The sequence below is a fragment of the Mucilaginibacter sp. UYNi724 genome, from assembly GCF_054057495.1.
Genome location: NZ_JBSRZI010000009.1, coordinates 78,700 through 91,713, shown reverse-complemented (window position 1 = coordinate 91,713; position 13,014 = coordinate 78,700). Strand labels below are relative to the sequence as shown.

The following is a 13,014-nucleotide window of genomic DNA, read 5'->3' as shown; positions in this document are numbered from 1 at the left end:
TACAGGAATACATTTAAGCCATTTCATCCGTACATGTTACAGACACAGCACTTTCCGTTTCATTGTACTGTTCTTAATAGTATGCAATAATGAAAAACACTCCACTATATAAAACAAATTAACAGTTATATGTAAGCACAACCTTTAGCCCCTCTAATGCGCAGCGAAAGACCCGCCCTTATATTCGACCTTTTCTTTGATGTTCCTGCGCCCTATTATGACGATAAGCAGGGCTAATGATGATGCCACCAGCATAATAGCTGACATGGGTAACGACGACTGGCTTTTAAACAAACTTATCCCTACCGATACCAGCGACCCCATTGTCATTTGAAACGCCCCTAACAGTGCCGATGCCGTACCTGCGTTTTTCTCGAAAGGGGCTAAAGCTAAGGCAGAAGTATTTGGACTGGCGATGCCCACACAACAAAGCACTAAAAATATCATAATAATAGTACCCACAAGGCCCAGTATGTTTTGTATAGAACCCACAACGAATAATGCCGAGATGATGACCATTGCAATAAGTGCAGCATTCACAATTTGGCCGCTTTTGTATTTTTTAACCAGCAAACTATTTACCTGGCTGGAACCAATGAAGCCAACCGAAAGGATAGCGAAGATCCAGCCGTAAACTTTGCTGCTCACCTTAAATACCTCCATAAATACTAGGGGAGATGAAGAAATGTAAGCGAATAACCCTGAAAATGCTATCCCTCCGCTGATGGCGTAAGTGTAAAACTGTGGTGTTTTAATAACGGTTATAAATCCGTTGATTATAGGCCTGGGCTTTAAGGAATATGTTGGGTCGGGTTTGTAACTCTCCGGCAAAAAGAAGATAACGGCAACACATATCAGCACGGCAATTACCGCCAGGATTATAAATATCAACTGCCAGCCAAAAGCAGTGGTAACATAGCCACCAACTGTAGGCGCTATCATGGGTGATGCACCTAAAACCAATATCAGCAGCGCAAACACCTTTGCGTTATCTTTTACCGGGAATATATCACGTACCATAGTAATAGATGATACCGAAGCCGCGCAACCGCCAATAGCCTGTATAAAACGCATGGCAATAAGCATCTCAATACTGGTAGAAAAATAACAGCCTACAGATGCTACTATATATAATGCCAGGCCAAAATACAAAGGTGGCTTGCGGCCATATTTATCAAGTAAAGGCCCGTAAAGCAACTGCCCGGCGGAAATCCCGATAAAGAAACTGGAAAGCGACAAGGCCACATTCTCTGTACTGGTATGCAGCGATTTAGCAATATCCGGAAAACCCGGCAAATACATATCAATGGAAAAAGGCGCGAGTGCTGTAAGTGAGCCCAAGATTAGGATCAGGAAAATATAGCGTTGGCTTGTCATGGTCACAAAGAAACGAAGTTTAATTGAGTGATCTCAGTAAGGTGATTGTAAAATAGTTTCTTATCAAACCATTAACAGACACTATAATGAAAGAATAGAAAGGCACACATGCAATTAATATAATTACTACATTAGTCGCATCGGCCACCCCGGTAATCAATACACTTATAAATCTTTATATAAAACAATGCTGGTTATACTGTTCTGTATAGTACTGCTCATACTGCTGGTTAGCTGGGCAAAACTCAACCCTTTCCTCGCCTTTCTGCTGGTATCTATTACCGCGGGTTTAATGCTGGGCATCCCTATCAATAAAGTAACCGCATCGGTACAAAAAGGCATTGGCGATATATTGGGCAGCCTGCTCATTATTATTTGCCTTGGGGCGATGCTGGGTAAATTGGTCGCGGCAAGCGGGGCAGCCCAAAAAATTGCCGAGGTTTTAGTTAACGCCGTTGGTCAAAAATATATTCAATGGGCCTTGGTAGCTGCGGGCTTTATTATTGGCATCCCCCTATTTTATGGGATAGGTTTTGTGCTGATGGTGCCGCTGATATTTTCGGTAGTATATAAGTACAAATTACCTGCGGTTTATATCGGCCTGCCCATGATCGCGTCCTTATCGGTTACGCATGGTTTTTTGCCGCCACACCCTTCGCCATCGGCATTGGTGGCACTGTTTCATGCAAATATGGCTACCACATTTGTGTATGGCCTTGCTATTGCTATACCAACCATTATTCTCGCAGGGCCTGTATTTGCCAGTTTTCTAAAGAAGATCCCGTCAGAACCATTGGCAACATTCCGCGCCGAAGAAATGCCTGCCGATAAACTGCCAAGTGGCTTCATCAGCTTTTTTACCGCTTTGCTGCCGGTAATATTATTGATGTTAACGGCTTTTTTTCCATATTTAGGTATCAAGAATGAGAAGGTTTTAAAAGTAATGGCCTTCCTTGGCGACCCATCAATTGTAATGCTGATAGCCCTTATTGTGGCAACCTATACCCTTGGTATAAAACAAGGCCGCAACATGGGCCAGTTGGGTGTTAATTATATTGATGCCGTAAAAGACATTTCGCTCATCCTGCTTATCATAGCCGGATCTGGCGCGTTTAAAGAAGTGCTTACTACGAGCGGTGTAAGTAACGAGATAGCCGAGAACCTTAAAACATTCAACATGCCGCCCTTGGTTTTAGGCTGGGTGATAGCGGCTATTATCCGCGTGAGCCTGGGTTCGGCAACGGTGGCGGGTTTAACAGCCGCGGGTATAGTATCATCCTTAGTGGTGAGCGAACATGTAAACCCTAACCTGATGGTGCTATCTATCGGTGCTGGTAGCCTGGCTTTCTCTCACGTTAACGATTCAGGTTTTTGGCTCTTTAAGGAGTATTTTAACCTAAGTATAAAGGACACGTTCAAATCATGGTCAATGATGGAAAGCCTGGTGTCTGTTATTGGGCTTGGCGGCGTTTTAATCTTAAACCTATTTGTTTAGTATCATGAAGAAGATCTTATCAACATTAGTTTTAACAATAGTTTGCAGCATTAGCTTGTACGCGCAAAACCCGGAAGGCCGGTTTTTTACATCGTTCGACGGCACTAAAATCTATTACGAGGTAAAAGGCGAGGGTTACCCGGTAATTTTGGTACATGGTTTTACAGGCACCGGCCAGGGATGGAAACACGGCGGCCTGTACCCTGCGCTGCTTACAGCAGGATATAAAGTTATCATATTGGACCAACGCGGCAATGGGCAGTCTGACAAGCCGCATACAGATGCCGGTTACAACAACGATGCAGAGGCGAAAGATGTAATGGCATTGGCTACCAGTTTGGGCATTAAAAAATACAGCGTGATTGGTTACTCTCGAGGGTCTATCATTACATCACGACTAATGGTGCTTGATAAACGCATCAGCAAGGCAGTGATGGGCGGCATGGGTGCCGACTACACCAACCCCGAATGGCCGCGCCGCATCCATGCTTACAAAGCGCTGATGGGCGATACTACCATTCATGATGTGGACGATATGATGATTTGGATAAATAAAAACAACTTCGATAAACTGGCGCTGGCCTATCAGCAAAAATACCAGCCAAGCACCAGTGCCGCAGAACTTGCCAAAATTAAAATACCTGTATTACTAATAGATGGTACAGAAGATACCACTAACGGAGACGTTACCATACTGCAAAAAATGATACCCGGTTCTAAGTTCGTTACCGTGCCCGGCAACCACAACACTGCAGGCAATACTATACAGTTTGCCGACGCCATTCTTAACTTTATGAAATAAGCGGTTAAACTATTTGCATTATAAACCCTCTAAACTTGTGTAGGCTTTGTGGCTTACTATTTGTTAGAGTATTTCATATTTATAAGATACATACCATGAAAAAGTTAGTCATATATGGAGGCTTGTTACTATCGTTAACTACAACTGTTAATTTTGGTGCGCAAGCGCAGGAAAGTAAAGGAATGAGCAAACAGGGTAAAGGTGCCATTATTGGTGGCGCCGGTGGTGCTGTTGCAGGTGCCCTGATAGGTAAAAGCGTTGGTGGTGCCGTAATTGGTGGTGCTATTGGTGCAGGTGGTGGTTACATTATTGGTAACGAAGCCCGCAAACGCGAACAAAAAAAGAAACATGCTGCCTGGCTGGAACGCCGCCGAGCATGGAAACGAGCTCACCCAGGTAGGGCATATCCTTATTAATCATATTAAACCCGCTTCTACAGCGGGTTTTTTGTTTCCATATATTCCAATTATCTACACCCATCGTGCAATTGTCCTTTCACAACAAAATTGATACAATATCATATAAAATATTCCCCCATAATATTTTTTATAATATCTTAATTATAGTAAATTTGGTTCAAGAGCCGATTACATCTCATATACTCTAATATATTCCGATCCTATTTTTTACATTCGTATCATATGTTTTTCATCTTACATTGGTACCTTTGTTAACCTATTAATTAATTTATTCTCTTGTAAATGGTGAAGCGTATTTTAGTACTGGATGATAATCAGGATATTTTAGACATCGTGCATGAAACCCTTACCTATGAAAACTTCGAGGTAAAAAGCACAGGCGAAAGTATTAAGGTTATGCCGTTTTTGGAAGAGTTTGAACCCGACCTGGTGATACTTGACTATCGGGTGGCCGGCCAAAACGGTGGCGAACTTTGCCGCAGCATTAAAGCCCACCCTAAATTCAGCAACGTACCGGTTATTATATTTTCGGCCTATATTAACCACGAAGCCGACCTTTACGCCTACGGTTGTGATGCCATTATCAATAAACCATTCGATTTAAACGAGTTGGTTGAAAAGGTGAATAATTTGATCTTGTAAGAACACGATTATAACATAATAAAAAGTCCTGCTGGTATCCGCAGGACTTTTTCGTTTTAACCCACCATTATTGCATACTTGGCAATGACAGGTTGAGTTTAGTGCAGCTCTCAGAACCCTTCCTTTGGAGAGGGCAGGGTGAGGCCCACAAAAAAGGCCCCGAAATTCGGGGCCTTTTTCAATTATATATCGGGCTGATTATTTTACTTCTTCGAAGTCAACATCTGTTACGTTATCAGCACCACCTTCTGGTTGGCCACCGGCCGGCTGACCTGCGTCGGCACCCGGTTGTTGGCCGCCTTCGGCAGATGCTTTGTACATATCTTCAGATGCAGCAGTCCATGCAGCGTTTAACTCTTCCTGTGCAGGCTCGATAGCAGCAAGATCTTTTGCAGCGTAAGCTGTTTTCAATTTTTCTAAGCCAGCTTCGATAGCGCCTTTTTTATCGGCAGGGATCTTATCACCGTACTCTTTCAATTGTTTCTCGGTAGAGAAGATCAGGGCATCAGCAGAGTTCAGTTTCTCAACTTCTTCTTTTGCCTTCTGATCAGATTCGGCGTTAGCTTCAGCTTCATCCTTCATCTTTTTGATCTCGGCATCGGTTAAGCCCGAAGAGGCTTCAATACGGATCTTTTGCTCTTTACCTGTTGCTTTATCTTTTGCAGATACATGTAATATACCGTTAGCATCAATGTCAAATGTTACTTCAACCTGAGGCACACCGCGAGGTGCGGGTGGTATACCATCCAGGTGGAAACGGCCTATGGTACGGTTACCCGCTGCCATCGGGCGCTCGCCCTGTAATATGTGGATCTCAACAGATGGCTGGCTATCAGATGCTGTAGAGAATGTTTCTGATTTTTTGGTAGGGATAGTTGTGTTAGACTCGATCAATTTTGTCATTACACCACCCATAGTTTCGATACCTAATGATAACGGGGTAACATCTAACAATAATACATCTTTAACCTCGCCGGTTAACACACCACCCTGTATAGCTGCACCAATGGCAACAACTTCATCAGGGTTAACACCTTTTGACGGCGCTTTACCAAAGAATTTTTGAACCGCTTCCTGAATAGCAGGGATACGGGTTGAACCACCTACAAGAATAACCTCGTCTATATCTGAAGTACTGTAACCTGCATTTTTCAATGCAGTGCGGCATGGCTCAATAGTACGTTTGATAAGGCTATCGGCCAATTGCTCAAATTTAGCACGAGTTAAAGTTTTAACCAAGTGTTTAGGGCCTTCGGCACCTGCAGTAATGTACGGCAGGTTTATCTCTGTTTGTGTTGTGCTTGATAATTCGATCTTAGCTTTCTCTGCAGATTCTTTTAAACGTTGCAAAGCCATTGGGTCCTTACGCAAGTCAACACCTTCGTCGCTTTTAAATTCGTCTGCCATCCAGTCAATAATAACCTGGTCAAAATCGTCACCACCTAAGTGTGTATCACCATCGGTAGATTTTACTTCGAACACGCCATCACCTAACTCCAGTACAGATACATCATGCGTACCACCACCACAGTCAAATACAGCTATCTTCATGTCCTTGTGCGCTTTGTCCAAACCGTAGGCAAGGGCAGCAGCAGTAGGCTCGTTTATGATACGGCGAACTTTCAAACCAGCAATTTCACCGGCTTCTTTAGTTGCCTGGCGTTGTGCATCGTTAAAGTATGCAGGAACGGTAATAACCGCTTCAGTAACTTCATGGCCTAAGAAATCTTCAGCAGTTTTCTTCATTTTCTGAAGAATGATAGCAGAGATTTCCTGAGGTGTATATTTACGGTCGCCAATTTCTACACGTGGTGTGTTATTGTCGCCTTTAACTACTTTATAAGGTACACGGCCAACTTCGGTAGTAACCTCGTTGAAGTTGTTACCCATAAAGCGCTTGATAGAGTAAATAGTTTTTGTAGGGTTTGTGATAGCCTGGCGTTTTGCCGGGTCGCCTACTTTACGCTCACCGTCGTTAACAAAAGCTACAACAGAAGGCGTAGTACGTTTTCCCTCGCTGTTAGCAATAACTACGGGTTCGTTACCCTCCATTACTGATACGCAGGAGTTTGTTGTTCCTAAGTCAATTCCAATTATTTTAGACATATTATGATTTTATTATTTTGATAATTAATGCTTCCACACCTATTTATCAATGCCTGTGCCAATGTGCATTTGGCAGAAAAAACATCACCCATATGTCAGTTAACAATAACCAAGGCAGGGTGCTTGGAGGCACGATGACAGGTTGGCAGGGATTTTATCTTGACCGGGAAGGTTATTTACTCCGCCGGCTCTATCCAGTTGCCATCGCCTTTAATAATGCCGATAAGCTCTTCGAGAGCATTAGTCGAGCTGATATTTTTCTTGACAGCTTGCTGTCCACGATACAGGGTAACCTTATCCGTACCCGAGCCTACGTAACCATAATCTGCATCGGCCATTTCGCCGGGTCCGTTTACGATGCAGCCCATGATGCCGATCTTCAACCCTTTAAGGTGGCTTGTCCTGCTGCGTATCATCTGGGTGGTCACCATCAGGTCAAACAACGTACGGCCACAGCTTGGGCAGGAGATATATTCTGTTTTGGAAATGCGTGAGCGGGTAGCCTGTAAGATTCCAAAAGCGGTTGAAGTAATAATATTTGTGGGTAGCTGCGGTGCATCTATCCAGATACCATCGCCAAAGCCATCAACCAGTAAAGCGCCCAGATCGGTAGCGGCATAAAGTTGCAGTTCGGTAGCCAAGTCCACCTCTTGGTTCTTAACTGCTGACTCTTGACTCTCGAATTTATAGCTTCTCTTAACAATCACCGGCACATCCAGTTCCATCTCCTGTAGTTTGAGAAAGAATGCTCGCTGGTCGGCCATGCCGTGGTTCTCGTTTGTTTCCAACACAAAAACCAAACTTCTATTCAACGGAATCAACCCAAAAGCTTCCGAATCAAGGTCCGCATTTTTAATGCCCACGAGGTTCAGGGTAGATGAATGGTCGGTATCAGCCTGGATATACTCCTCTAACGTAAAGAGCGGGTGGCATAGCGTTTTATTAGCAAGCTTTTGCCACGTCGCGTAATTATAGAGTTGCTTCAGATTTCCCGGCAGGGCGAAAGATGGCAATGCATCGCCAAGGTAAACAAAATCAACCGATTGCTCGGCCATGTTGTATTTATCCAGCAATTCCGAATACAGGTAACCTGCATCATTCATCACCGCGGGGCTTTTAAGGTTTGCAGCAGATAAGTCTACCACTACCCTCGGCACCATATGACCACCTATAAAAGCATTGGCTTCGTATGTTTCGCGTTTTTTGTATGCGTAAGGGGAGTGTGGGGATTGCGGTGCGGGGAGCGTAACATTTTCCATCCCGCTCTTCACACCGGCAACTTCGCTTCTCGTAGAATATCGCTTCACCAACGCAATTGCCACCGGTGCTTCAGCTTCGGGTTCTTCGGTGAGGGATACGCGGACGGTATCGCCCAGGCCATCTTCTAATAATGTTCCTATACCCACTGCAGATTTTATGCGGCCATCCTCGCCATCGCCGGCTTCGGTTACGCCAAGATGCAGCGGGTAGTTCATGCCTTCGGCAACCATGGTTTGTACCAACAGGCGGTAGGCTTGTACCATTACCTGCGGGTTACTGCTCTTCATGCTCACTACCAGGCTGTAATACCCCAGGGTTTCGCACATGCGGATGAACTCCATAGCGCTCTCTACCATCCCTTGCGGGGTATCACCGTAACGGCTCATGATGCGGTCGCTCAGCGAACCGTGGTTTGTACCTATGCGCATGGCAGTACCATATTCTTTACAAATATTTACCAGCGGGGTAAACTTTTGGAAGATGCGGTCCAACTCCCCTTGGTAAGCCTGGTCGGTATATTCTAACGTATCGAATTTCTTTTTATCGGCATAATTCCCGGGGTTTACACGCACCTTTTCAACTATACGTGCAGCAACTTCGGCAGCGTTTGGGGTAAAGTGGATATCGGCAACAAGCGGCACATTATACCCGCGCTGGCGCAGTTGTTTCTTTATTTCGGCAAGGTTATTTGCCTCTTTAATGCTGGGCGCGGTGATGCGCACATACTCGCAGCCTGCATCAACCATACGGATGGTTTGCTCCACAGTGCCAAGGGTATCCATGGTATCTGTAGTGGTCATGCTTTGGATGCGGATAGGGTTGTTGCCGCCCATTGGCACGTCGCCAATTGCAACTTCGCGGGTCACAAAACGGGAGTAATCGGTTATCGAATTACAATAATGGCCTTGCAGCATTTTCACAGCATCAGCATTCATGCAGGGGTGGAATTAATAAGATGCAAATTTAACGATTATGTTTGAAAGGAAATATTAATGATATGGGTATGTTGCTTTCAGATTACAACCCGATATCGAGCAATCATACGGTCGGCACCGCGAATAAGAAAATGAATCTTTGTTTGTTAGCTAATTTGCTGATAACAAGCGGTAGCAATCAAGTAGAACTTAACATATTGTATGTGCCTTTACCAATTTTTAGAACTATTACAATAAATAGACCGATTACCAAGCCAGCACATAACTCCTTAACAATTGATGTAACATTGGGCAGCACATAATGAAAATAGGCAATGTTGTGCACAAAAATACCGCCGGCGACTAACACCAACGCAACAGTCCCTACGATACTCAGCAGCTTAATGATCACAGGTAAAGCGCTAATTAATAAATTCCCTATCACCGAAACAAAGCGTCTGTCGCCGGATGTTTTAAGCAACTTGTGGCCGGCATCGTCCATACGGATAATGATCGCTACCAAACCGTAAACACCAACGGTGGCCAGCAATGCGACAGCCGACACGGTGATTATCTGTATAAGTAATTCCTTTTCCAAAACTGCCCCTAAGGCTATGATCACAATTTCAGCAGACAGAATGAAGTCGGTTAATATGGCCGACCTGATTTTGGCTTTTTCAGCGATGCCGTCATTTGATTGCCTTTCTTTTATAACGGAACGTGCGGTTTTTTTACTATTAAATAAAAATTCAACTATCTTTTCCACGCCCTCATAAGCCAGGTAACATCCCCCCAAACCAATATAACTTTAATTGCTATCGGGAAAAATATGTTTAGTAGCAGCGCAACCGGGACAATAATTAGTTTGTTAACAAATGAACCTTTAGTGATAGCCCATAGTACGGGTAGTTCGCGGTCGGCTAAAAAGCCGGTAGCCTTTTCGGCATTAACAGCAAGGTCATCACCTAAAATGCCTGCTGTTTTGCGTGCCGCCAGTTTAGTTGTTACGGCCACGTCATCCATAATCGCGGCAATATCATCTAAAATAGCAAAAAAACCTGAAGCCATGTAACAGTAACCCGGTACCTGCCAATTAGTTTATCTGTATATGTTTTATTATTCAAACATACAAATTGACATAAAACTCATTTTAAAATGAAGCAAGCGTTTCTATCACTTTATCTTTCTTCATGGTATTTATACGTAGTTAACGATAATAAATGTTTATCAAATAATTAATACGAAACTTATTGTGTCATTTAGACAAGAATAGACCTATAATTCGCTATCTTGGGGTTATTAACACGTCTACATGAAAAGGATCGTTTACCTCCCGCTAATACTCAGTATATTCTTATCGTGCAAAAGTAAAACAGGCGATACCGATCAGGACACAACCGCTGCCGGCCGCCTTGACCAATCGCAGGACTTGTTACACCAATTTAAACCACTAATAAACGGTGTTTGGGTAAAGAAGGATTACATTAAAAAAGTAAAGAAAAGTAAATCGCCGCTTGAGGCTGTAGAAAAGGGCACCGGCGTTACGGTAATGTATATTGATACCGCGCAACTTAAGGGCGATAGCATTATGGTGCCTGTTGTGTTAAACAACCACGAAGGGACTAATATGGCGCTAAGGTTCCAGGCCGGTAAAAACACCACCACTATAGGGTTTGGCGATGATGAATTAAGCTACAAGATAAAAAATGGCGACACCACGCTAATTATCTACAGCTATAACGATCAAACTAAAGAGACAAATACCGCCCAGTACATCAAAGCAATGCAAAACAAACCTGCGGGTGGGTTGGCAGAAGGCATGAATTTTATGATCAACCAGGCTATCTTATCCGGTGATTACGAAGGCACGGATGCTACCGGCAAAAAAATATTGGCAAAGTTTTATGACAACGGTAAAGTGACCGGCCTACCCGGATTAACCACCTACTTTGTACAAAACGACCATATTGCCGACCCGGAGCACAGCCACGACGAAATCATTTTTAACCTGAATGCTAAAGATCAAAAAGCCTACTCGTTCATCATTAATAAGCGCACCTTAAGCCTTTATGATAATGCCGATAAGATCCAATCTAACAAACCCGCGTTCAGCTTAAAAAAGAAGCGGGAATAGCCTATTTGGTATCCAGATATTTGTAGATCGCGATGAGATCGTCATCTCCAAACTTTTCGCTGGCAGCTTCAAATGTTTTTAATGCGGTTTCGCCCAATGGGGTAGTTAAGCCAATATCACGCGATAGTTTCAGATCTTTCACGATGTTTTTAAGGCTGAACGCTGCTTTAAAATTATCGTTCACAATAGCATCGCCTTTAAGCTTGGTGTATGGGTTGGCGATAGCAGCGTTGCCCAACAGGTTCAACAATACTTCGGGAGCTATGCCATTATTTTTTGCGAGGATAACCGCTTCAGCTAACCCCTGAGTATAGAAACCAAGCAACGTATTGATGGCTAATTTTGCCGCGTTACCCGCCCCTACTTCACCAACATTTACGGCTATTTTGCCAATGGTTTCCAGTATCGGTTTTACTTTTTCAAACACTTCGGCACCGCCACCTGCCATGATAACCAATTGGGCGGTTTCCGCTTGTTTAACGCTGCCCGATACCGGTGCGTCCAGGTAGTGGTTACCCTGCTCTTTACAAAATGCGGCCATTTGCTTGCTGATGGCTGGAGAAACCGTGCTCATGTTTATGATGATCTTATCTTTCACATCAGCCTTTAACAGACCATCCTCACCCGTAAATATTTCGTTGATGGCCTTATCATCGGTAACCATAATAATTACTACATCGTTTTGCTGTAAAAGTTCCTTTGGTGTTGGTGCCGTGCCCGCGCCCTGTTCTTTTAGTTTGGCTTCTTTATCTTTACTGCGATTGTAAACGGTAACCGGGTACCCTGCCTTAAGCAATTGTTGCGACATAGGGTTGCCCATTAGGCCAAGGCCTATCCAGCCAATTTTTGTATTTGTCATGATGGTTTAACAGTATTTGTGGTGACAACGTTTTCGTCGAAGTGTTTTTTTACAAGCAGATTAATAAAGCGTTTCAAATAGGTTTCATTCAAAAAAACGTTCGACCAGTTATCGAACCGCTGGCATTGTATACCGAGGTAAAAGAAATACATGCAAACACCCAGTGCGGGCAGCAAGCGCTTTTCTTCATCCGTTATTTGGGTGACTGATTCATAGCCTGCAAAAAAGGCCTTAAGTTTTTCATCACGTTCGGCTGCTACCTTTTCGGTGCTATGCAACTGCAAAACGTAGTAAGCAATATCGTAACATAGCCAGCCGTTGCCGCAAAAATCAAAGTCAAACAAACTGATCTGCCCTTCTTTGGTAATGTTAAAATTATCGAACCAGATATCCATATGGGTGGTACCTATTCTTAATTGGCTGGTATCGGCTTTAGCTAATTCATTAAGCAATACCTTTTGGGTTGATAGCATCCATTGCATTTCTTCGGTATCGGCAGGTAAAAATTCCTTTATCTGATCCACCGAATCCTGGAGGATCACTTTGGGTGTATAAGCTACCCTTTTTAGCTGCAGATTATGTGTAACCTGGTGGATACGGGCGATGGTTTCGCCAACTTTACAATGCAGATCGGCAGGGAAATTCAAATGTTTCTCCCCTTCGGCAAACGAAAAAAGCGCTGCATAACGCATACCTTCCGGGGCAACTATTTCATGAATATAATTCCTTGAAGTATCTTCTATCGGGTACGATACCGAAATCCCCGAATCGCGCAGCAAATTCAATAGTCTTATCTCTTCGGAAATTTCCTCCCGGCTGCGCCAGTTTAAACTATAGATGCGAAAGACTGCTTTCTTATCGCCATCGGTAATTAAATAGCTATGATTAATGCCTGTTTTCAACAGTTTGCAAACAGCATCTGCACCGAAACCATAATGTTCCTGCAAAAACAAACCAACATGTTTTGACAAGAGCGTAGAGTTACTGACCGGGAAATTTTGCATGA

At 43.7% G+C, this 13,014-nt stretch carries 10 protein-coding genes and 1 pseudogene; 5 read left to right on the top strand and 6 right to left on the bottom strand.

Features of this window, described 5'->3' with window-relative positions:
• Positions 1-153: 153 nt before the first annotated feature.
• Complete coding sequence (locus tag ACVW0P_RS14110; protein WP_457132682.1) at positions 154-1,377, bottom strand: multidrug effflux MFS transporter; 1,224 nt, start codon at positions 1,375-1,377, stop codon at positions 154-156.
• 187 nt (positions 1,378-1,564) lie between these two features.
• Between ACVW0P_RS14110 and ACVW0P_RS14105 the strand changes: the two genes are divergently transcribed.
• The 4 genes from ACVW0P_RS14105 (at position 1,565) to ACVW0P_RS14090 (ending at position 4,735) form a co-directional block, all read left to right on the top strand.
• Positions 1,565-2,872 carry a gluconate:H+ symporter gene (locus ACVW0P_RS14105; RefSeq protein WP_457132681.1) on the top strand — a complete coding sequence of 436 codons (1,308 nt, stop codon included), beginning with the start codon at positions 1,565-1,567 and terminating at the stop codon, positions 2,870-2,872.
• Positions 2,873-2,876: 4 nt separating this feature from the next.
• Complete coding sequence (locus tag ACVW0P_RS14100) at positions 2,877-3,674, top strand: alpha/beta fold hydrolase (RefSeq protein ID WP_457132680.1); 798 nt, start codon at positions 2,877-2,879, stop codon at positions 3,672-3,674.
• 95 nt (positions 3,675-3,769) lie between these two features.
• Positions 3,770-4,090 carry a glycine zipper domain-containing protein gene (locus ACVW0P_RS14095; RefSeq protein WP_354431775.1) on the top strand — a complete coding sequence of 107 codons (321 nt, stop codon included), beginning with the start codon at positions 3,770-3,772 and terminating at the stop codon, positions 4,088-4,090.
• Positions 4,091-4,375: 285 nt separating this feature from the next.
• Positions 4,376-4,735: a response regulator gene (locus ACVW0P_RS14090; RefSeq protein WP_457132679.1), complete on the top strand. Its 360-nt coding sequence runs from the start codon at positions 4,376-4,378 to the stop codon at positions 4,733-4,735.
• A 198-nt stretch (positions 4,736-4,933) separates the two neighbouring features.
• On the opposite strand, the gene dnaK is transcribed toward ACVW0P_RS14090, so the two are convergent.
• The 3 genes and pseudogenes from dnaK to ACVW0P_RS14075 all read right to left on the bottom strand — a co-directional run bounded on the left by dnaK (position 4,934) and on the right by ACVW0P_RS14075 (position 10,038).
• Complete coding sequence (gene dnaK, locus ACVW0P_RS14085) at positions 4,934-6,841, bottom strand: molecular chaperone DnaK (protein WP_457132678.1); 1,908 nt, start codon at positions 6,839-6,841, stop codon at positions 4,934-4,936.
• Positions 6,842-7,017: 176 nt separating this feature from the next.
• Positions 7,018-9,036: a (E)-4-hydroxy-3-methylbut-2-enyl-diphosphate synthase gene (gene ispG, locus ACVW0P_RS14080; RefSeq protein WP_457132677.1), complete on the bottom strand. Its 2,019-nt coding sequence runs from the start codon at positions 9,034-9,036 to the stop codon at positions 7,018-7,020.
• 178 nt (positions 9,037-9,214) lie between these two features.
• Positions 9,215-10,038: pseudogene (locus tag ACVW0P_RS14075) on the bottom strand (DUF808 family protein).
• A gap of 289 nt (positions 10,039-10,327) precedes the next feature.
• Between ACVW0P_RS14075 and ACVW0P_RS14070 the strand changes: the two are divergent.
• Entirely contained in the window at positions 10,328-11,149 is an 822-nt protein-coding gene (locus ACVW0P_RS14070; protein WP_457132676.1) for a hypothetical protein, read from the top strand.
• Between the two features lies 1 nt (position 11,150).
• Here ACVW0P_RS14070 and ACVW0P_RS14065 read toward each other — a convergent pair whose 3' ends face one another.
• On the bottom strand, positions 11,151-12,008 hold the full coding sequence (locus tag ACVW0P_RS14065) for an NAD(P)-dependent oxidoreductase (RefSeq protein ID WP_457132675.1): 858 nt from the start codon (positions 12,006-12,008) through the stop codon (positions 11,151-11,153).
• Positions 12,005-13,012 carry a phosphotransferase enzyme family protein gene (locus tag ACVW0P_RS14060; RefSeq protein WP_457132674.1) on the bottom strand — a complete coding sequence of 336 codons (1,008 nt, stop codon included), beginning with the start codon at positions 13,010-13,012 and terminating at the stop codon, positions 12,005-12,007. Before ACVW0P_RS14060 ends, ACVW0P_RS14065 begins: the two co-directional genes overlap by 4 nt.
• Positions 13,013-13,014 lie beyond the last annotated feature (2 nt).

What these genes read in the sequence shown, in the direction of transcription:
- ispG (WP_457132677.1), bottom strand. Translation starts at nt 9,036, where the DNA reads ATGAATGCTGATGCTGTGAAAATGCTGCAAGGCCATTATTGTAATTCG.
- ACVW0P_RS14065 (WP_457132675.1), bottom strand. Translation starts at nt 12,008, where the DNA reads ATGACAAATACAAAAATTGGCTGGATAGGCCTTGGCCTAATGGGCAAC.
- dnaK (WP_457132678.1), bottom strand. Translation starts at nt 6,841, where the DNA reads ATGTCTAAAATAATTGGAATTGACTTAGGAACAACAAACTCCTGCGTA.
- ACVW0P_RS14110 (WP_457132682.1), bottom strand. Translation starts at nt 1,377, where the DNA reads ATGACAAGCCAACGCTATATTTTCCTGATCCTAATCTTGGGCTCACTT.
- ACVW0P_RS14105 (WP_457132681.1), top strand. Translation starts at nt 1,565, where the DNA reads ATGCTGGTTATACTGTTCTGTATAGTACTGCTCATACTGCTGGTTAGC.
- ACVW0P_RS14060 (WP_457132674.1), bottom strand. Translation starts at nt 13,012, where the DNA reads ATGCAAAATTTCCCGGTCAGTAACTCTACGCTCTTGTCAAAACATGTT.
- ACVW0P_RS14090 (WP_457132679.1), top strand. Translation starts at nt 4,376, where the DNA reads ATGGTGAAGCGTATTTTAGTACTGGATGATAATCAGGATATTTTAGAC.
- ACVW0P_RS14095 (WP_354431775.1), top strand. Translation starts at nt 3,770, where the DNA reads ATGAAAAAGTTAGTCATATATGGAGGCTTGTTACTATCGTTAACTACA.
- ACVW0P_RS14100 (WP_457132680.1), top strand. Translation starts at nt 2,877, where the DNA reads ATGAAGAAGATCTTATCAACATTAGTTTTAACAATAGTTTGCAGCATT.
- ACVW0P_RS14070 (WP_457132676.1), top strand. Translation starts at nt 10,328, where the DNA reads ATGAAAAGGATCGTTTACCTCCCGCTAATACTCAGTATATTCTTATCG.